Source organism: Caulobacter sp. UNC279MFTsu5.1 (assembly GCF_900114015.1).
GTDB lineage: Bacteria > Pseudomonadota > Alphaproteobacteria > Caulobacterales > Caulobacteraceae > Caulobacter.
The window spans coordinates 25,530-45,218 of record NZ_FORN01000049.1 but is presented as its reverse complement, the minus strand read 5'-3'; the positions used below and the strand labels follow the sequence as shown (position 1 = coordinate 45,218).

16 protein-coding genes are annotated in these 19,689 nt (G+C 69.5%); 8 read left to right on the top strand and 8 right to left on the bottom strand.

The window, feature by feature from the left end; all coding sequences use genetic code 11:
- Positions 1-215: 215 nt before the first annotated feature.
- A complete protein-coding gene (locus BM066_RS21635; protein WP_018062169.1) occupies positions 216-2,180 on the bottom strand; it encodes a transglycosylase domain-containing protein in 1,965 nt (654 codons plus the stop codon).
- A 285-nt stretch (positions 2,181-2,465) separates the two neighbouring features.
- Between BM066_RS21635 and recQ the strand changes: the two genes are divergently transcribed.
- Both recQ and BM066_RS21625 read left to right on the top strand, forming a co-directional pair.
- The gene (gene recQ, locus BM066_RS21630; protein WP_177218523.1) at positions 2,466-4,340 is read left to right on the top strand and encodes a DNA helicase RecQ; all 1,875 of its coding nucleotides are present in this window, start codon (positions 2,466-2,468) and stop codon (positions 4,338-4,340) included.
- A 74-nt stretch (positions 4,341-4,414) separates the two neighbouring features.
- The gene (locus BM066_RS21625) at positions 4,415-4,711 is read left to right on the top strand and encodes a hypothetical protein (protein WP_018062167.1); all 297 of its coding nucleotides are present in this window, start codon (positions 4,415-4,417) and stop codon (positions 4,709-4,711) included.
- 2 nt (positions 4,712-4,713) lie between these two features.
- Here the strand turns inward: BM066_RS21625 and mmcB are convergent, their stop codons facing one another.
- The 5 genes from mmcB to BM066_RS21600 form a co-directional block, all read right to left on the bottom strand.
- Entirely contained in the window at positions 4,714-5,187 is a 474-nt protein-coding gene (mmcB, locus tag BM066_RS21620) for a DNA repair putative endonuclease MmcB (protein WP_089930237.1), read from the bottom strand.
- Between the two features lie 39 nt (positions 5,188-5,226).
- Positions 5,227-5,493 (bottom strand): Txe/YoeB family addiction module toxin, encoded by a 267-nt coding sequence (locus tag BM066_RS21615; RefSeq protein WP_018062165.1) that lies wholly within the window; start codon positions 5,491-5,493, stop codon positions 5,227-5,229.
- Positions 5,490-5,744 (bottom strand): type II toxin-antitoxin system Phd/YefM family antitoxin, encoded by a 255-nt coding sequence (locus BM066_RS21610; RefSeq protein WP_018062164.1) that lies wholly within the window; start codon positions 5,742-5,744, stop codon positions 5,490-5,492. The genes BM066_RS21615 and BM066_RS21610 overlap by 4 nt, the downstream gene beginning before the upstream one ends.
- Positions 5,745-5,867: 123 nt before the next feature.
- On the bottom strand, positions 5,868-6,398 hold the full coding sequence (locus tag BM066_RS21605; protein WP_018062163.1) for a lipocalin family protein: 531 nt from the start codon (positions 6,396-6,398) through the stop codon (positions 5,868-5,870).
- A gap of 99 nt (positions 6,399-6,497) precedes the next feature.
- Positions 6,498-7,622 carry a ferritin-like domain-containing protein gene (locus BM066_RS21600; RefSeq protein ID WP_018062162.1) on the bottom strand — a complete coding sequence of 375 codons (1,125 nt, stop codon included), beginning with the start codon at positions 7,620-7,622 and terminating at the stop codon, positions 6,498-6,500.
- A gap of 158 nt (positions 7,623-7,780) precedes the next feature.
- Between BM066_RS21600 and BM066_RS21595 the strand changes: the two genes are divergently transcribed.
- Complete coding sequence (locus BM066_RS21595) at positions 7,781-8,488, top strand: NAD-dependent deacylase (RefSeq protein WP_018062161.1); 708 nt, start codon at positions 7,781-7,783, stop codon at positions 8,486-8,488.
- 13 nt (positions 8,489-8,501) lie between these two features.
- Here the strand turns inward: BM066_RS21595 and BM066_RS21590 are convergent, their stop codons facing one another.
- Positions 8,502-8,939, bottom strand: a complete 438-nt coding sequence (locus tag BM066_RS21590; RefSeq protein ID WP_018062160.1) for an SWIM zinc finger family protein — start codon at positions 8,937-8,939, stop codon at positions 8,502-8,504.
- A gap of 303 nt (positions 8,940-9,242) precedes the next feature.
- Between BM066_RS21590 and BM066_RS21585 the strand changes: the two genes are divergently transcribed.
- The 5 genes from BM066_RS21585 to BM066_RS21565 all read left to right on the top strand — a co-directional run bounded on the left by BM066_RS21585 (position 9,243) and on the right by BM066_RS21565 (position 18,751).
- Positions 9,243-9,824 carry an RNA polymerase sigma factor gene (locus BM066_RS21585; RefSeq protein WP_018062159.1) on the top strand — a complete coding sequence of 194 codons (582 nt, stop codon included), beginning with the start codon at positions 9,243-9,245 and terminating at the stop codon, positions 9,822-9,824.
- Positions 9,793-10,764, top strand: a complete 972-nt coding sequence (locus BM066_RS21580; protein WP_018062158.1) for a FecR family protein — start codon at positions 9,793-9,795, stop codon at positions 10,762-10,764. Before BM066_RS21585 ends, BM066_RS21580 begins: the two co-directional genes overlap by 32 nt.
- Before the next feature lie 381 nt (positions 10,765-11,145).
- Positions 11,146-13,959 carry a TonB-dependent receptor gene (locus tag BM066_RS21575; RefSeq protein WP_018062157.1) on the top strand — a complete coding sequence of 938 codons (2,814 nt, stop codon included), beginning with the start codon at positions 11,146-11,148 and terminating at the stop codon, positions 13,957-13,959.
- Positions 13,960-14,010: 51 nt separating this feature from the next.
- A complete protein-coding gene (locus BM066_RS21570) occupies positions 14,011-17,178 on the top strand; it encodes an amidohydrolase family protein (RefSeq protein ID WP_018062156.1) in 3,168 nt (1,055 codons plus the stop codon).
- A gap of 13 nt (positions 17,179-17,191) precedes the next feature.
- Complete coding sequence (locus BM066_RS21565) at positions 17,192-18,751, top strand: flavin monoamine oxidase family protein (protein WP_018062155.1); 1,560 nt, start codon at positions 17,192-17,194, stop codon at positions 18,749-18,751.
- Positions 18,752-18,816: 65 nt separating this feature from the next.
- On the opposite strand, the gene BM066_RS27385 is transcribed toward BM066_RS21565, so the two are convergent.
- On the bottom strand, positions 18,817-19,572 hold the full coding sequence (locus tag BM066_RS27385; RefSeq protein WP_018062154.1) for a metallopeptidase family protein: 756 nt from the start codon (positions 19,570-19,572) through the stop codon (positions 18,817-18,819).
- Positions 19,573-19,689: the final 117 nt, after the last annotated feature.

The following is a 19,689-nucleotide window of genomic DNA, read 5'->3' as shown; positions in this document are numbered from 1 at the left end:
CGCGGGCTTCCGGATAACGACCGCGCGGAGCGATCGGGCTTCGTCGAAACGGTATTCTTTTTCCAAACTTCGGACGTCGTCCGGCGCTCCGCGACCCTTTCCGTACGCTCAGCGGGTTTCCGCGTGAGGATGAGAAGCCGTGCCGGTGAACACTTGCCCCCACCTGACCGCTTCGCGGTCTGTCCGCCCCAAAAAGGGGGCGGAGCCCGAGATCATCAGTAAGGCAGCTGCTCCGGCGCCGGGGTTCCGGCCGGCGGGACTTCGGCGGCGGGGCCTTCCGGCGTGGCGGACGGGTCCAGCAGGGCGCCGATCGGGTCGTCGGTGGCCGGGCCCGGCGGCTCGATCACCCCGCCGGGAATCGGCGTGGCCTTCAGGCGCGGCAGGGCCGCGGCCATGAAGTTATGCCAGATCTCGGCCGGGGCGCCGCCGCCGGTGACCCGCTTCATCGAGGTGTTGTCGTCCTTGCCGGTCCACACCGCGGTGACGAAGCCGCCCGTGTAGCCGACGAACCAGGCGTCGCGGTAGTCGCTGGTGGTGCCGGTCTTGCCGGCGATGTCGTAGCCCGCGACCTTGGCCCGCGCGCCCGTGCCGTCGGCCACCACCTGGCGCATCATCTGGTTCATGTACTGCAGCGACGGCGAGGCGATCACCGCCGGGCGCGGGCTCTTGTCGACGCTGTGGTCGTACAGGACCTTGCCGCTGGTGGTGCGGATCCGCTCGATGCCGTAGCCCTTGGCCTGGAAGCCGCCGTTCGAGAACGGGGCGTAGGCCTGGGCCATCTCCATCGGCGAGACCTCGACCGCGCCCAGGGCCATCGACGGGTCCAGCTGGATCTTGCTGGTGATCCCCAGCCGGCGGGCGGTGGCGGCGACGTTGCTGGTGCCGACCTCGCTGGCCAGGCGCGCGGCGACCGTGTTGATCGACTGGGCCAGGGCGGTCTGCAGGGTCATCGGACCCAGGTACTTGTTGGTGTAGTTCTTGGGCTCCCAGTTGCCGATTTTGACCGGCTCGTCGACGACCATGACGCTGGGATTGCGGCCCTGGTCCATGGCGGTCAGGTAGACGAACGGCTTGAAGGCCGAGCCGGCCTGGCGGCGGGCGCTGGTGGCGCGGTCGAACTGGCTCTCGCTGTAGTCGGCGCCGCCGACATAGGCGCGGATGCGGCCCTCGCCGTCCATGGCCACCAGGGCCGCCTGCTGGACGCCCTGGGTCTTGTGGCCGTCGACCCCGACCTGCACCGAGCGCTCGGCGGCCACTTGGATCGGCAGGTCCAGGGTGGTCTCGACCACCAGGTCCTCGGTCGGCTCGCCGACCAGCGAGCGCACCTGGGCGTCGACATAGTCGGTGAAATACTGGGCGCGCTGGTTGGCCAGAGTGGCCGAGACGCGGACCGGCTCCTTGAAGGCCTCGTCGCGCTGCTCGGCGGTGATGGCCTTCATCCGCACCATCTCGTCCAGCACGATGGTGGCGCGGCGGGCGGCGCGGTCGCTGGCCGAAACCGGCGAATAGCGGGCGGGCGCCTTCATCAGCCCGGCCAGCAGGGCGGCCTCGCCAACGGTCAGCTGCGAGGCGGGCTTGTTGAAATAGCGCTGCGAGGCGGCCTCGATGCCGTAGGCCCCGGCCCCGAAATAGACCCGGTTCATGTAGAGGGCCAGGATCTGCTTCTTGCTGAACTTCAGCTCCAGCCAGACGGCCAGGATCAGCTCCTGGGCCTTGCGGCGATAGTTCTGGGCCGGGCTGAGGAACAGGTTCTTGGCCAGCTGCTGGGTGATGGTCGAGCCGCCGCGCTGCGGGCCGCCCTCGTGGCTCAGGTTCCAGACCAGCGAGCGGGCGATGCCCCAGGGGTTGAAGCCGATGTGGTGGTAGAACTGGCGGTCCTCGATGGCGACGAAGGCGGCCGGCACGTATTCGGGCAGGGCGTCCAGGTCGACGGGCGGGGCGTACTGGCTGCCGCGCACCGCCAGCAGGGCGCCCGAGCGGTCGAGATAGTTGATCGAAGGCTGGCGCTTGACGTCGTACAGCTTGGAGGTGTCGGGCAGGTCGCTGGCGAACACCGCGAAGAAGGCGACGACGAAGATCAGGCCCCAGACGCCGAGCACGATCGTCCAGTAGAGCAGCGCCTGCAGGGGCGTGCGTTGCGGCTTCGCCGGCTTGTTCCCGCCGAAGGTACCGTTGGCCATGTCGTCCTTGTCCCGAAAGGCGCGGATATCCCGGGGGCGCGCCGAAATCCGTTTAGCCGAAGCTCACAAAAGGCGCGACAAGATTGACGAGAGATGAACGCCCATTCGCCCACCTTGCGCCCCGCGCGTGTTCATGGTTCGTTTCAGCTTCCGATCGTACCGCGAACACGCTGATGAGCCGCCTTGCAGACCCGATGAAGCCGATGTCCGCTTTCAAGCCGAATTTGAGGGCGGGATCGTGGCGCCGCGCTTGGCCTGGCCTCCGCGCGCTGTCAAAAGACGCTCGTGTACGATCATCCTGATTCCGCCTACGCCGCCCATTCTCATGGGGGGTCCGCTTCGCTCGACGCGGCGCGCGAGGTGCTGCGCCGCACCTTCGGCCACGCGGACTTCCGGGGCCTGCAGGCCGGGGTGATCGGCGAGCTGCTGGCCGGGCGCAGCGCCCTGGCCGTGCTGCCCACCGGCGGCGGCAAGAGCCTGTGCTACCAGATCCCCGCCCTGGTCCGTCCGGGCCTGGGCCTGGTGGTCTCGCCGCTGATCGCCCTGATGGCCGACCAGGTGGCCGGCCTGCAGCAGGCCGGGGTCGCCGCCGAGCGCCTGGACTCCAACACCCTGCCGGGCGAGCGGGCCGAAATCTGGCGGCGGATCGACGACGGACGCCTCGACCTGCTGTACCTGTCGCCCGAGGGCCTGATGCAGCCGTCGATGCTGGAGCGGCTGTCGCGCCTGCCCCTGGCGCTGGTCGCCGTGGACGAGGCCCACTGCGTCAGCCAGTGGGGCCACGACTTCCGCCCCGAATACCGCATGCTGGGCCGACTGGCCGAGGTGTTCCCGCACGCCCCGCGCCTGGCCGTCACCGCCACCGCCGACGCCCGCACCCGCGACGACATCCGCAGCGAACTGCGCCTGCAGGGCGCGGCCGAGTTCGTCGACAGCTTCGCCCGCCACGAACTGGCCCTGAACGCCGAGCGCAAGAAGGGCAAGGGCCACGACCGGGTCATCGAGCTGGTCACCGAGCGTCCCAACCGCGCCGGCGTGGTCTACGCCGGCAGCCGGGATAGCACCGAGAAGCTGGCCGAGAAGCTGATCGCCGAGGGGATCCCGGCCCTGGCCTACCACGCCGGCCTCGACAAGGGCGTGCGGGCCCGGCGGCTGGAGGAGTTCCTCGAGGCCGACGAGGCGGTCATGGTGGCGACCATCGCCTTCGGCATGGGGGTCGACAAGCCCGACGTCCGCTTCGTGATCCACGCCGACCCGCCGGCCGCCATCGAGGCCTACTGGCAGGAGATCGGCCGGGCCGGCCGCGACCGCCAGCCGGCCGAGGGCATCACGCTCTACAGCTCGGCCGACCTGGCCTGGGCCGTGCGCCGCATCGAGGCCCAGAGCGCGCCCGACGAGGTCAAGGCGGTTCAGCTGCGCAAGCTGCGGCAGTTCTACGCCATGCTGGAAGGCGTCACCTGCCGCGCCGCCGCCGTCCGCCGCTATTTCGGCGAGGAGGGGGTCGAGCGCTGCGGGGTCTGCGACATCTGCGTCTCGCCGCCCACCGGGGTTGATGCGACGCAAGCCGCCCAGAAGGCCCTGTCGGCCGCCCACCGAATGGGCGGACGGTTTGGGCGCGGCCGCCTGGTCGACCACCTGCTGGGCAAGACCAAGGACGTGACCCAGGCCGAGGCCCAGATGTCGACCTTCGGCATCGGCAAGGAGTTCAGCCCCCAGGGCTGGCGCGACCTGATCGACACCCTGGTGTTCGAAGGCCTGCTGCGCGAGGACCCCAACGACGGCCGGCCGCTGATCGGCCTGGGCGACGGCGAGGGCGTGCGCCAGGTCTATCGCGGCGAACGCCCGGTCTCGCTGCGCCAGCAGCCGGGCGCCGCCGACAGCCCGGGCCGTTCAGGGGCTGGCAAGACCGCCCGCAAGCGCCAGGCCCTGACCGTGCCGCTGGAGGACCAGGCGCTGTTCGAGGCCCTGCGCGGCTGGCGGCGCGAGGAGGCGGCGCTGCAGCACGTGCCGCCCTATGTGATCTTCCACGACGCCACCCTGGCCGAGATCGCCGCCGCCCGTCCGGCCACCCTGGGCGCCCTGGCCAAGGCCGGCGGCGTGGGCCAGGGCAAGCTGGACCGCTATGGCGAGGCGGTGCTGAAGGTGGTGCGGGACAACTAAGTGGCGCCGGCGAGGGAAACGTTTCGCGGCGCGATGTGTTAGGCTGGTTGGCGCCTCTATCCGCAGGAATTCGCATGACCGACTTCACGATCAAGACCCCGGCCCCCAAGGCCTCCGCCAAGACGACGGCCAAGGCCGGCGTGAAGCGCGCCAAGGCCGCCGTGGAGAAGGCGGTGGAGACCGTGGCCGAAAAGACCGAGGTCGCCCGCGCCTACGCCGCCGAGAAGGCCGAGGTCGGCAAGACCTGGAGCGTCGAAAAGGCCAAGGTCGCCCACCACCAGGCCGAGGAGCATCCGGTCGCCCTGGCGGTCGGGACCTTCGTGGCCGGCCTGGTGTTCGGCTTCCTGCTGGCCCGCAATTTCGATCGCTAGCCCTACAGCGACAGCCGCTCGGCGGTGACGCCGGCGGCGCGCAGGGCGGCCATCCTGGCGAAGGCCAGGGTCAGCGCCTTGCGCCGCGCCGGGGCCAGCGGCGCGACCGGCGCCTCGCGCACCACCGCGCCGCCGAAGCCGTCGGCGACGATCAGCCCCGGCTCGTCGGGCAGGATCCTTTCGGGAAAGTCCGGCGACACCGAGAAGTAGAAGGCGTCGCAATAGGGGGCGTATTCGGGCCACTTGCGATCGACCCGGAAGTCCTCCAGCCCCGACTTCACCTCGACGATCAGCACGTCGCCCTTGGGGCCCAGGGCCATCAGGTCGGCGCGGCGGCCGTTGGGCAAGGTGACCTCGGCCAAGGGCGCATAGCCCAGCGAGACCAGGAACCGTCCGGCCCCGCGGGTCACCAGGCCGGTGGTCTCGGGCCGCGAGGACCCCAATGGCGGCTGTTGAAGATCGATGACGACGTCCATGCCGGAACCTTGTTCCAGCTTTGTTCGGGGATCAAGAGGTCAGTAATGGTAGCGGCATTGCGCCAATTCCAGTCGCTGGTCATCACCTGAACCGGCGACGCGGTAGACCAGCCGGTCCTCCAGCGTGATGCGTCGCGACCACCAGCCCTTCAAGTCGCCTTTCAGCGGCTCGGGCTTGCCCGTGCCCTTGAACGGCGTGCGTTGGCATTCCTTGATCAGGGCGTTCACCCGATCCAGCGTGGTTTGGTCGCTAGCCTGCCAGTGCAGATAGTCTTCCCAGGCCTCCTCCGAGAAGACGAGCTTCACGGCTCGATCAGCGTCCGCTCGAACCCTTGTCCGGCATCCAGTTGGGCGATCGACCTGCGCAGGCGATCGGCGTTGGCCGGCGACGACAGGAGATGCAGGGTCTCCTCCATGGCATGCCAGTCCGACAGCGAGACCAGCACGACGGACTCGGCCTTCTGGCGCGTGACCACGACCGGTGCGCGATCCTCGACCACCCGGTCCATGACTGCCTTCAGGTTGGCGCGCGTGTCGGAATAGCTGATCACGTCCATTGCTGATCCTCCAAGGCCCCCAAATATGTACAAATTTACGTACACATTCAAGTCTGCACGCCCTCGAATCGGACGACCCCGCCATCGGGCGGATCGCGGTCGTCTTGGAGGAGCGCCCAGACGCTAGGCCGGCGGCTGCTGCGGGTATTCCAGCTTGGCGTAGCCCAGGATCTTGACGCGCTCCAGGGCCCTCGCCTTGGCCGTCGGGTCCATCACCGCCTTGCGCGACAGCAGCCAGACGAAGTTGCCGCCCGGGGTGGCCATGATCGCCCACGAATGGTCGTCGGCGCAGTCGAGCACCCAGTATTCCTGCTTCTTCAGCCCGCCCAGGAAGCTCATGGTGAAGCGGGTGTTCTGGGAATTGGCGATGATCCTGCCGGTGGTGTCGAACGCCTTGGCCGCGCCGCCGGCCGAGCCCTTGCGGCAGACCTGGTGCACGGAGAAGCCGTCGCCGCCCTTGCCGGTGAACTCGGTGGTCGGGGCCTCGCAGTCGCGCTGGCCGGCGTTGGGCGTGCGGGCGATCTCGTACCACTTGCCCGTATAGAAGCTGGCCGCGATCGGCCTGGCCGGCGGCTTGGCGGCCGCCAGGGCCTGGGTCGAGAGCATCGGGGTCGCGAGCAGGCCCGCGGCGATCAGGATCTTAAGTCTGCGCATGACGCCTATCTTGCCCCACAAGGCGCCAGAAACGCAAAGCGCCCCGCCGAAGTTCCCTTTCAGGTTTCGGTCGGAGCGCTCGCGGTCGGGTGGACCGGCCTATTCGGCGGCGATGGTCGCCGGCGTGGCCCGGTCCCTGAAGTTGATGGCCTGCAGGTGGCGGATGCCCTCCTCGGCGATGTCGTCGCCGACCATCCGCTCGCCCTCGCCCTTCAGCTCGTCCAGGTCGACGTACATGGCGTAGAAGGCCTTGGTGCGCTCGGTGATGATGCCGGCGTTCAGCAGCGTCTTGACCAGCACCCGGAAGATGTTGGTCTGCTCCTTCATGTGCTCGCGACGCACGTCGTCGGTCATGATCTTCCCGTACTCCTCGACCACCTTGTCGGGATCCAGGCCGAACTCGGCGTAGAGGTCCAGCTGCTGGTGCGGCGAGACTAGGTTGAACAGCAGGGTCTGGAAGCAGTGCGCCGCCCAGTCCTCGATGATCGCGTGCTCCTCGGGGCTCAGCTTGGGCACCGTGCGGTCGGCCCAGATCTTCCCGAACTTGTGGTGGAAGGCCTCGTCGGTCATCACCAGCTGCAGCATCTTCTTGCCCAGCGGGTCGTGGATCTGGGTGTAGAAGGTGGCGAAGGCGCCCATGGCCAGGCCCTCGACCAGCATCTGCATGCCGATGATCTTCTTGTAGACCTCGGGCGCGGCGATGATCTCGACCAGCAGGGCCTTCAGGGCCGGGCCGCAGGCGACCGGCTTGCCCCAGCGGGCCTTGATGTACTTGGCGAAGGCGGTGACGTGGCGGGCCTCCTCGCGGGTCTGGTTGGCGGCGTATTCCTGGGCGCCCTGGTCCTTGAGCACGTGGCACAGGCTGGCCGACAGGTTCAGCGCCCCCTGCTCGCCGTGCAGGATCGACGAGAAGCTGCGCAGCACTGACTGGTTGATGAAGCGGATGCGCTGCTTGGGATCGCTGAGATGGTCGGAGACGTAGTCGGTCGACAGGGCGATCACCAGGTCCTCGGGAACCAGCGCCTGGTTCTCCATGTCGAACGGCTCGTCGTAATCGATATAAGCCTTGTCCAGCGGATCCCAGAAGTGGTCGTGGGTCGCGGAAATGATCTTGTCGAAGGCGGTCGAGCGGTTGCTGTAGCGGTCCAGTTCGAGCATCGACTCGAAGTCGTCCGGCGCCACCGCGTCGTACATGGCGTCCTTGGTGATGTTCTTGTCCGTCACGGGAAGCTCCTCGCCTATGGGTCTGGACAGGATCCGTCTGACGCGGGTCTCTTGCCCATCTAAACACTGTCAACTCAAAGAGCCGGCGGGGTCAAATTAAAAATGACGACTGCGTCATGTTTGCAGCAAGCGCCCGGAGGGGCTGGAGAATCGCCGCCATGGGCCTGAACGTCTTCGTCCTGACCGGGGCCGGGATCTCGGCCGAGAGCGGCCTGGGCACGTTTCGCGACGCCAGCGGGATCTGGACGCGGTACGACCTCAGCGAGGTGGCCACGCCCGAGGGCTTCGCCCGCGACCCGGCCAAGGTGCGGGCCTTCTACAACGCCCGCCGGGCCAATCTGGCGGGCGCGGCGCCCAATGCGGCGCACGCGGCCCTGGCCCGGCTGCAGAAGGGCCTTGCGGCGCGCGGCGGGCGCCTCTTCCTGTGCACCCAGAACGTCGACGACCTGCACGAGCAGGGCGGCTGCGTCGATGTGATCCACATGCACGGCGAATTGCGGGTGACGCGCTGCCACGCCTGCGGGACGACCTGGCCGGACCTGGCGCCGCTGCGCGCCGACACCGCTTGCGCTCGCTGCGGCGAGACCGGAACGGCCCGGCCGCACGTGGTCTGGTTCGGCGAGACGCCGCTGTTCCTGCACGGGATCGAGGACGCCCTGGAGGACAGCGACCTGTTCGTCGCCATCGGCACCTCGGGCGCGGTCTACCCCGCCGCCGGCTTCGTGGCCCAGGCCCGGCGGCTGGGGATCCGCACCTGCGAGCTGAACCTGGAGCCCTCCGACAACGCTCGCGCCTTCGACGAGCGCCGCTACGGCCCGGCGACGGAGGTGGTGCCGGCCTGGGTGGACGAGGTGTTGGGCGGGTAAGGTTCGGGTTTCCCTACCCCTCCAGCCCCGCCAGGACCTTCGGGTCCTTCTTGGCCAGTTCGACGATCCGCTCGATCAGGGCGTCCTTGCTCTCCAGCGCCAGGCCGTCGCGCAGGCGCGCCAGACGGTCGCGAACATAGCCCCGGCCCGTCGCGTCCAGCAGGTTGGCGGCGACGACCACGGCCGCCTGGTGCTTGCAGGCCCCGAACTTGTCGAAGCCGGGGCAGGTGCAGGCGCCCTCTCCGTCCGGGGCGCGCAGGGTGACGACATAGAGGTCGCCGGCGCTGCCGGTCACATGGCCCGTGACGGCGTCGTCCTCGATCGCCACCAGGTCGACGGCCCCGGCCTCGGCCATGGCCGCGCCGCTCTCGAACCAGCGCTCGTCCATCCGGCCGCGCCAGGCGCCCTCGTCAAGGAAGGGGAGGTCGATAAGGCTGTCGCCGTGGCTCATGCTTCCTCCTCGAGGCGATGGATGTCGTCGTCCGGCAGGCCGAAGAGGCGGCCGATCTCGGACTGGGGACGATCCCCATACCGTCATTGGCGCGATCGGCCCATGGCTTTTCGACCGCCTTTCCCGCGCGGTCTCGCCCGGCGGGGCGCTCGCGATGGCGCGCCCGAGGCGCCGGGGACCGGGTTCTGCTCCCTGCGACGGCGCCGGGCCCGGCGCAGGGGCTAAGTGCCTGGCGACCTGTTGCCGGTCCTCTCTGGGGATCGGAACCTCGACCCAGCCTGGATCGTCATCGTCGAGGGGCCGTTGAAGCAGAGCCGCGCCGAGATCGTCGCCTTCGTTGGCGGCCAGATCCTTCCGCACGAGGCCGACGTGCGAGCCTGGCTGCGCCGGTCGGGCAGCTCGGCCGCCGACATCGACGACGTGGTCCAGGAGACCTATTGCCGCCTGGCCGGGCTGGACAGCGTCGCCCACATCACCAGCGGCCGCGCCTATTTCTTCCGGACGGCGCGCAACATCGCCATCGAGAAAATTCGCCGCGCGCGCATTGTTCGCATCGACTGCGTCACGGAAATCGACGCCCTGAACGTCGTAGATGATGAGCCTTCTCCGGAACGCGTGGTCGCCGGGCGTCGCGAACTGGGGCGGGTGCAGCAGCTGATCGAGGGATTACCCGAGCGGTGCCGACAGATCTTCACGCTTCGCCGGATCCACGGCCTGTCGCAGAAGGAGACCGCCCTGCGGCTGGGGGTGACCGAGAACGTCGTGGAAATGCAGTCGGCGCGGGGCTTGCGTTTAATCCTGCGCGCCTTATCGGAAGCGACGGCGCAGGATCGTCCGGTGGTCGGCAAGGCTCATGAACTCCATTCCGTCCGCAAGCGAGATTGACGAGGAGGCCGCCGACTGGGCCGCCCGCGTCGACGCGCGCGGCCTGGACGTGGACCACGACCCCGAGCTGCGGGCCTGGCTGAAGGGCGACGCGCGCCGGGCCGGGGCGCTGCTGCGCGCCCAGGCGGCGATCAGCTTCCTGGATCGCGGCCGGGCCCTGGCCGGCGCCGCGCCGCCGGTCGAGGCCGTTCCCGCCGAGCGCCCCAGCCGCCGCGCCCTGATCGCCGGCGCGGGCGGGATGGCCGCCGCGCTGGTCGGCGGGGTCGGCCTGTGGCGCGCGCGGCCCCAGCGGCTGGAAACCCGCCTGGGCGAAATCCGGCGGGTGCCGCTGGCCGACGGCTCGCTGGTGGCGATCAACACCAAGACCGCGCTGGACGTGGCGATGAAGCCCCGATCGCGGCGGATCGTCCTGAAGGAAGGCGAGGCCTGGTTCCAGGTCGCCAAGGACCCCGAGCGCCCGTTCGTCGTGGCGGCGGGTCCCGTCCGCGTCCGGGCCGTGGGCACGGCCTTCTCGGTGCGGCGCGGCGACGAGGCCGGGGCTGGCGTCGACGTGATGGTCACCGAAGGCGTGGTCGAGACCTGGGTCGAAGGCGATCCGTCGCCGCGGCGACGGGTGGCGGCCGGCGGCCGCATCGTCCTGGCCAGCGCCGTCTCGCCGACGGTGGCGCAGTCGCCGTCCGAGATCGAGCGCAGCTTGGCCTGGCGCAACGGCGAGATCGCCCTGGATGGCGAGAGCCTGGAGCAGGCCGCGCGGCTGTTCAACCGCTACAACAGCCGCCAGATCGTCATCGAGGATCCGGAGCTGGCGCGGGAACGCTTCGTCGGCCTGTTCCAGACCAACGAACCCGAAAGTTTCGCGGCCGCGGTCGCGGCCACGCTGGGCGCGGTCGTCGCCGACGACGCCGGATCCATTCGGATCAGCCGCGCTCATATTTCCTGAGCTCACATTTCAACCATTTCTTATATTCGAGAAGAATATCGCTCATTCGCCATGGCGATATGAGTAAATCTGCGCCTCCATGCATGTATACTGGCTTAGTATAGACAGACCCCATCGCCCTATTGTCCCGCGACCTTCGAAGCGGGGATGCTCATGAGAATTCAAAGCGACGAACGCGCGGCGGCCAAGACCGCCGCGCCGACGAAGGGCCTTGCCGACGCGCATGCGAAACGGGCGCCCGACGCCGAAGCTGGCGCAAAAGCGGGCGTGTCGGGCCGTGATCGGATCAATCGCGCCGGCGACTGCCGGAAATCGGCGTCCGACCCCTCGTCCTGTCAGGAGGCCGCGAGCGGCGGACTTCGCAACGATGGGGGATTGTCGATGCGTGACTGGACGAAACGTTCCGCCAGACGGCGGCTGCTGTGCGCGGCTTCGGCCCTCTGGGCGCTGAGCGCGGGCGCAGCCCTGGCCCAGGCCATGCCGTTTCGGATCGACGCCCAGCCGGCGGCGGCGGGCATCCGCCAGTTCGCGCGCCAGGCCGGCGTGCAGATCCTGGTCCAGTCCGACGCCGCCCAGGGCAAGCGCACCGCGTCGGTGCGCGGGGCTCTGCCCGTCGACCGCGCCCTGGAGCAGCTGCTGTCGGGCACCGGACTGACGGTGATCTCCAACGACGGCAAGACGATCATCCTGGCGCCGCCGCGCACGGGCCTGATCCGGACGGGCTGGTCGAACGCCGCCGCGGGCGTCCCGGCCCCGGCGCCCGAACCGGTCCCGCCGCCCGAGCCCGAGGCGCCGGCCATCATGGACGAGCTGATCGTCACCGGCACCCGCTCGACCTCGCGCACGGTCACCGAAAGCATGGCGCCGATCGACGTCATCTCGGCCGCCGAACTGACCAGGAGCGGCAAGCAGTCGACCCGCGACCTGATCTCGACCCTGGTGCCGTCGGCCAACACCTCCAACAGCGGCGCCGGCGCCAGCTTCGCGATCAAGACCGTGTCGCTGCGCGGCTTGTCGGCCGACCAGACCCTGGTGCTGGTCAACGGCAAGCGCCGGCACAACACCGCCATCCTGTTCGTCAACGGCACGACCCAGAACGGCCAGTCGCCGCCGGACCTGGACCTGATCCCGTCGGCCGCGATCGAGCGGATCGAGGTGCTGCGCGACGGCGCCTCGGCCCAGTACGGCTCGGACGCCCTGGCCGGGGTGATCAACGTGATCCTGAAGAAGAGCCCGCAAGGCGGCTCCCTCAGCGCGCTCTACGGCAAGACCGCCGAAGGCGACGGCGAGACCGGCCAGATCTCCGGCAATCTCGGCCTGAAACTGGGCGAGGCCGGCTATCTGAACCTGACGACCGACGTGCGGATCACCGACCCGACCGATCGCGGCGACAAGACGCTGAACACCACCCAGATGTACTTCCCGCTGAACGCCCAGGGCCGGCCGGTGCGGGTGGGGACGGCCGGTTCGACCCCGGACCCGCGCGAAGCCACCGCCAACCGCCACACCAGCCACCCCGGCTCGCCCCAGGTGCAGCTGTTCTCGCTGGGCTACAGCGCCGGCTCGCCGATCACCGACGACATCGACCTCTATTCGTTCGGCACCTTCTCCAGCCGCAACACCGCCGCCTGGCTGACCTTCCGCAACCCGAACGCCGCCAACAACAACATCGCGGTCAATCCCGACGGCTACACCCCGCGCCTGTTCCTGAAGGACCGCGACTTCCAGGTGGCGCTGGGCGCCAAGGGCGCGGACCTGCTGGGCTTCGACTGGGACCTGTCGACGACCTTCAGCCGCGACGACGTCGACTATTACGAGAATTCGTTGAACGCCTCGCTGGGCCCGGCCAGCCCGACCTATTTCTACATCGGCGCGCTGAAGTTCCAGGAGTGGACCAGCAACCTGGACCTGACACGCGAGGTCGAGACCGGCGTCTTCGCCGCGCCGCTGTTCGTGGCCCTGGGCGCGGAATATCGCGACGACAAGTTCGAGATCGTGGCCGGCGAGCCGGCCTCCTACATCAACGGCGGCTATGTCGCCCCGGCCGGCAGCCCGCAGGCGGGCGTGGTCTTCGCGGGCGGCTCGCAGGGGGTGACCGGCTTCCCGCCGTTCTCGGCCGGGTCGTTCTCGCGCGACAACGTCTCGGCCTATCTGAACGTCGAGCAGAAGGTGACCGACAAGCTGGAGTTCGCCCTGGCCGGCCGCTTCGAGCACTATTCGGACTTCGGGAACGCCAAGACCTTCAAGCTGTCCAGCCGCTACGCCATCCTGCCGGGCCTGGCGATCCGGGGCACGGCCAGCACCGGCTTCCGGGCGCCGTCGCTGCAGCAACAGCACTACGCCTCGTCCAGCACCATCGGCGTGATCGTGCCGCCGGCCACGACCACCCAGCTCTATCCGGTGCAACTGCTGCCGCCGGACAACCCGGCCGCCATCGCCCTGGGCGCCAAGCCGCTGCGGCCTGAGAAGTCTGTCAACTATTCGATCGGCGTCGTGGCCCAGCCGCTGCCGCGGATGAACGTCACCCTGGACGTCTACCAGATCAAGATCGACAACCGCATCCTGCAGAGCGGCACGCTGGGCCCGAACGCGGCGGTCAGCAACGCCCTGGCCAGCCAAGGCCTGAACCCGCAGCAGGCGGCCTTCTATTACGGCAATTTCGCCGACACCAAGACGCGCGGCGTCGATGTCGTGGTCGACTACCGCACCGATCTTGGCGACCTCGGCTCGGTGCGCTGGACCCTCTCGGCCAACCACACCAAGAACCAGTTCACCCGTGTCGTGCAGCCGCCGCCGGCCCTGGCGGCAGCGGGGATCGTCTATATCGACCGCGTGAAGATCGGCGACCTGACCGTCGGCACGCCCAAGGACAAGATCATCCTGGGCGCCGACTGGACCCTGGGCAAGTTCGACACCAACCTGCGCCTGACCCGCTACGGCCAGGTCATCCAGCGCACGGCGCTGGCGACCAACGACGAGACCGTCAGTCCCAAGCTGATCGTCGACCTCGACCTCAGCTATGCGGCGACCGACAAGATCACGGTCAGCGTCGGGGCCAACAACCTGCTGGACGCCTATCCCGACAGCGTTCGCGCCGCCAACCGGGGCACCCCCGCCTTCGCCTACTACAACCAGTACGCCCCGTACGGGATCAGCGGCGGCTTCTACTACGCCCGCGTCGCCGCCCGGTTCTAGGCTTGCCGCCGGCCCGGGCGCGCGTCCGGGCCGGTCCTCTCGGAGTTCACGATGACCAAGAGTTCCAGGCGCGGCGTCAGCCGCCGCCGGCTTTTCTCGATCGGCGGCGGGGCGATCGCCGCCTCGGGGGTCGCCGCCCTGACACCGCCCGGCGCGGCGGCGGCCGACCAGCCGCTGGCCGCCGACACCCGCAAGGTCACCGCCACCGAGGGCACCAATATCTGCGCCACGGTCTCGCCCGACGGCAGGACCGTGGCCTTCGACGTCTACGCCATGCTGTGGCTGGTCCCGATCGAGGGCGGCGCCGCCAGGCGGCTCACCGACGAGGTCTACGAGATCGCCCAGCCCGACTGGTCGCCGGACGGCAAGACCCTCGCCTTCCAGTCCTATCGCGACGGCAATTTCCACGTCTGGACCATCGGCGCGGACGGGGCGGGTCTGAAACAGCTGACCAAGGGCGCGTTCGACTGCCGCGAGCCGCGCTGGTCACCGGACGGCAAGACGATCGCCTTCTCTAGCGACCGCGGCGGGCGCTACGGCGTCCACCTGCTGAACGTCGCCAGCGGCGCGGTCACCGCCTTCAGTTCCGGCCCCGGCGACGAGTTCGAACCCTCCTGGGCGCCGGACGGCAAGAGCCTGACCTTCACCGTCGACAAGGTCCGCATCGACGTCCAGGGCCTGGACGGGACGCGGCGGACGGTGGCCAAGGTCAAGGCCTCGGCCGACCGCTTCAACGCCGCCTCGGTCTCCAGCCCGGCCTTCACGCCCGACGGCCAGGATGTGGTCTTCACCGCCATCGAGAACGGCAAGGCCGAGCTGCGCAACGCCGCCGGCGTCGTGGTCGGGGGCGAGGACGTCTTCCCGTTCCGCGCCTCGTGGCTGAAGTCCGGCGAGTTCCTCTACACCGCCGACGGCCAGATCAAGCTGCGCAAGCCGGGCGGCGAGGCCAAGGTCGTGGCCTTCACGGCGACCGTTCCCGTCCTGACGCCGCGCTACACCAAGAAGAGCCGCGACTTCTTGTCGGCCAGGACCCGGCCGGTGGTCGGCATCGGCAGCCCCACCCTGTCGCCCGACGGCCGCCAGGTGGTGTTCCGGGCGCTGAACGACCTCTACCTGCTCGACATCGGCGGCGGCCCGGCCAAGCCGCTGATCAACGACGCCTTCAGCAAGGTCGACCCGGCCTGGTCGCCGGACGGCAAGACCCTGGCCTATTCGACCGACAAGGGCGGCTCGCTGGACCTCTGGCTGCGCGACATGGCCACCGGCGCCAGCCGCCAGCTGACCCGGTTCGACGGGGCGGCGGTGTCCAGCGCCTGGTCGCGCGACGGCAAGTCGATCGCCTTCCTCAGCCAGAACGGCGGGCTGTTCGTCGCCGACGCCGCGACCGGCGAGACCCGCCGCCTCTATGGCGACCTCTGGGAGCCCGGCAAGCCGAGCTGGGGACCAGGCGACAGGACCATCGCCTATGCCGCCTTCAAGCCCTATTCGGCCCGCTTCCGCGAGGGGCTCAGCGAGATCCTGACCGTCGACGTGGCCAGCGGCAAGGGAACCTACGCCCCGATCCTGCCCGACCGCTCGCTGGGCACGCGCGGCGACGACGGCCCGGCCTGGTCGCCGGACGGCAAGGCCCTGGCCTATGTCTTCGCCAGCCGGCTGCACGTCTCGCCGGTCGACGAGACCGGCAAGCTGCTGGGAGCGCCCAAGGCGCTGAACGACGAGGTCACCGACGCCGTCAGCTGGAGCGGCGACGGCAAGAGCCTGATCTACCTGTCGGCCGGCCAGCTGAAGCTGATCGCGGCGACCGGCGGCGCGCCCAGGACAGTTCCGCACGGCCTGACCTGGGCCAATGTCCGGCCCAAGGGACGGATGGTGGTCCGCGCCGCCCGCCTGTGGGACGGCCGGTCGCCGACCTTGCGCGAGAACGTCGACGTCCTGATCTCCGACGGCCGCATCGCCGGCGTCGCGCCGCGCGGCGAGGTGGCGGCGGACGTCCAGGTGATAGACGCGCCGACCGGCACGGTGACGCCCGGCCTGATCGACATGCACACCCATCGCCAGATGCAGGGCTACGGCTATGGCGACCGGGAGGGGCGGCTGTGGCTGTCGCTGGGCGTGACCACCACCCGCTCGCCCGGCGGCCCGGCCTATCACACGGTCGAGGACCAGGAGGCCATCGAGTCCGGCAAGCGGATCGGCCCGCGCTACTACGCCACCGGCGAGGCGATCGACGGCTCGCGGATCTTCTACAACTTCATGCGGCCGGTCACCGAGCCGGGCCAGATGGCGCTGGAGCTGAAGCGGGTCGAGGCGCTGTCATACGACCTGATCAAGACCTATGTCCGCCTGTCGGGCGAGCGCCAGAAGGAAGTCATCGCCTGGGCCCACGCCAAGGGCCTGCCGCTGACCTCGCACTACCACTATCCGGCCCTGGGCCTGGGCATGGACGGCATGGAGCACCTGGGCGCGACCAGCCGCACCGGCTACTCCCGCACGGTCAGCGCCCTGGGGAACATCTACCAGGACGTCAACGCCGCCTTCGTGGCCAGCAAGGCGGCGCGGACGCCGACCCTGTTCACCTCGACGGCCCTGCTGGGCGACGACCGCTCGCTGGTCGACGACCCGCGCGTCAAGGCGCTGTATCCGCCGTGGGAATATGCTCGCCTGCTGGAGCGGGCCAAGCAGATGGCGGCCATGGACCGCACGCCGATCCTGGCCTCACTGGCCCGCAACGTCGCCGAGGTGGCGCGCACCGTCCGGGCCGGCGGCCGCATCACCACCGGCACGGACTCGCCGATCGACTTCAACGCCGTCAGCCTGCACATGAACCTGCGGGCCATGGTCCGCTACGGCATGACGCCGTTCGAGGCCCTGGTCACCGCCACCAGCGCCTCGGGCGACTATCTGGACGAGCCGCTGGGGTCGATCGCCACCGGGAACTACGCCGACCTCGTCTGGGTCGACGGCGATCCGCTGGCCCGGATCGAGGACGCCGCCAAGGTCGTCAAGGTGATCAAGCACGGCCAGGTCCACACGATCGCCGATTTGATCGGTCCGTTCGCGGACCCTGCGCGGCATGCGTCGCTGGAAGGCGGCCGACGCTTCGTCTGCGAGGCCGCGGCCGAATACTGGTGGCACGAACCCGACTTCCTGGCCCAAGCTCGCGCTTCGTGCTGCGACGGGGCCTGCGGCTTCACGCCGACCTTCAGCCTTCAAGTCTAGCGAGGGGACGACCATGGGGATTTCGCGACGCCGGTTTCTGACGTCGGTGGGCAAGGCCGGCGGCTACGGGGCGCTGTACACCACTATGATGGGCATGGGCCTGCTGGCCGCGCCGCGCGCCTATGCCGGCGCGCCCAGGCTGGGCCTGGCCGGCGGCAAGGGCGCTTCGGTGGCCATCCTGGGGGCGGGCGTCGCCGGGCTGGTCGCCGCCTACGAGCTGCGCAAGGCGGGCTACGCGGTCACGGTGCTGGAGGCCCGCGACCGGCCGGGCGGCCGGGCCTGGTCGGTGCGGTCGGGGTCGAAGATCGTCCAGACCGGGCGGCCGGACCAGGTAGTCGACTGGGCCAAGGGACCGAACGACTATTTCAACGCCGGCCCGGCCCGCATCCCGCAGTGGCACCACGCCATCCTCGGCTACTGCCAGGAGCTGGGCGTGCCGCTGGAGGTGATGGTCAACGCCAACCGCTCGGCCAAGCTGGACTTCGGCGGCCAGGTGGTCACCGAGCGCCAGGCGGTCAACGACACCCGCGGGGCCTTCACCGAGCTGCTGGCCAAGGCCGTCGACAAGGGCGCCCTGGACCAGGAGCTGACCGGCGTCGATAAGCAGAAGCTCCTGGGCTACCTGTCGGCCTACGGCGACCTGTCGAAGAACACCTACGAGGGCTCGACCCGGGCCGGCTTCCTGGCCTCGCCCGGCGGCTACGACCATCCGCCCAAGGGCGGGCCGCCGCTGCGCATGGCCGACATGATGAAGGCGCGGTTCTGGGGCGCCAGCCTGATCTTCGAGGAGATCATCGACATGCAGGCCACCATGCTGCAGCCGGTCGGCGGCATGGACCGGATCTCCTACGCCCTCTACGAGCAGGTGAAGTCCGCGGTGAAGTTCGAGGCCGTGGTCAAGGAGCTGCGCAAGACGCCCAAGGGCGTGAAGATCGTCTATGCCGACAAGGCCGGCGCGCAGACGCTGGAGGCCGACTTCTGCCTCTGCACGATCCCGCTGCCGGTGCTGGCCAAGATCCCGTCCGACTTCAGCCCGCGCGTGAAATCGGCGATCGCCGCGGCCGAGTACCACCATGGCACCAAGGTGGCCTGGGAGAGCCGGCGGTTCTGGGAGCAGGACGACTTCCAGTACGGGGGCCTCGGCTGGACCGACGAGGCCAACGAGCTGGTCTGGTATCCCAGCGGCGGCATCGGCGAGAAGACCGGCATCCTGGTCGGGGCCTATTCGATCGGCTTCTCGGGACCCGACAATCCGGCCAAGTACGCGGCCATGTCGTTCGACGAGCGCTTCGCCCTGTCGCGCAAGGTGATCGACAAGTTCCACCCCGGCCACGGCCAGGAACTGGCCAGGCCCTTCACCGTCTCGTGGAAGCAGACGCCCTACAGCGAGGGCGTCGCCGTGGGCTGGAAGGAAGAACAGCGCGCCACCGACTACGCCGAACTGTGCAAGCCCGACGGCGCCTTCTACTTCGCCGGCGAGCACATGAGCTACATCAACGCCTGGCAGGAGGGCGCGGCCCTGTCGGCCCACGAAGCCCTCCGGCTGATCCAGGCGCGGGTCTCGGCGGCTTAAAACAACGGTTGTCATCCCGGACGAGCGCGCGGCGCGAAGATCCGGGATGACAACCGCTAGGTCCCCTACGACTGCTCGACGTGCTCGATGCCGGCGTCGCTGAAGCCGAAATGGTGGGCCGCTTCGTGCACGAAGACGTGCTCGACCAGCGCCTGGAAGCCGACTTCGCCCTCGCACCATTCGTCCAGGATCGGACGGCGGAAGAGCCGGATGCTCGAGGGCGACGGCGCCACGTCGAACACGCTGCGCCGCGGCAGGTCGACGCCCTCGTAGACCCCGGTCAGCTCGAAGGCGTCTTCGATCTCCAATGCATCGAGCGTCTCGTCGTCGGCGAAGTCCTCGACCCGGATCTGGACGTCCCCGACCGCCGCCTTGATCGCCAGCGGAAGGTTGGCCAGCGCATGGGCGGCGAGCGCCGCGAAATCCGCCAGCGACGGCGATCGGACCCCGCTCCAGCCTTCCCCGGGCCAAGCGCCGGACGGCGCGACCTGGCCCAGTTCGTCCGCCACCACCTGGGCGACCAGCTCGCCCAGGGCGATGTCGCCGCGCTCGCACCATTCGTCGAGGATCGGCCGGCGATAGAGAACCAGCGTCGGCGGGCCAGGATGGCCGCCCTGGAGCAGGCCCGTCAGCGCGAACGGATCCTCAACCCCTTGCTCGTCCAACACCGCGTCCGTGGCGAAGTCGTCGATGCGGAAGGCCAGCGCGCCGGCTTGGCGGCGGAAGTCTTCGGGCAGGTCGTCGAAAGCCCGGCGCGCCAGGGCGGCGAAGTCGTCCGGCGACGGGGCCAGGGTCGCGGCCAGGGGATCGGTCCAGGTCATGGTCGCTAGATAGGCCGCCGTCGTCGCCTCGGAAAGGCCGTGACGGCGGCGCTCATCGCGCTCTGGCCACGCGCGGCCTAATCTGTGAATCTGATTCGCTAACCACGTCAGCAGCCC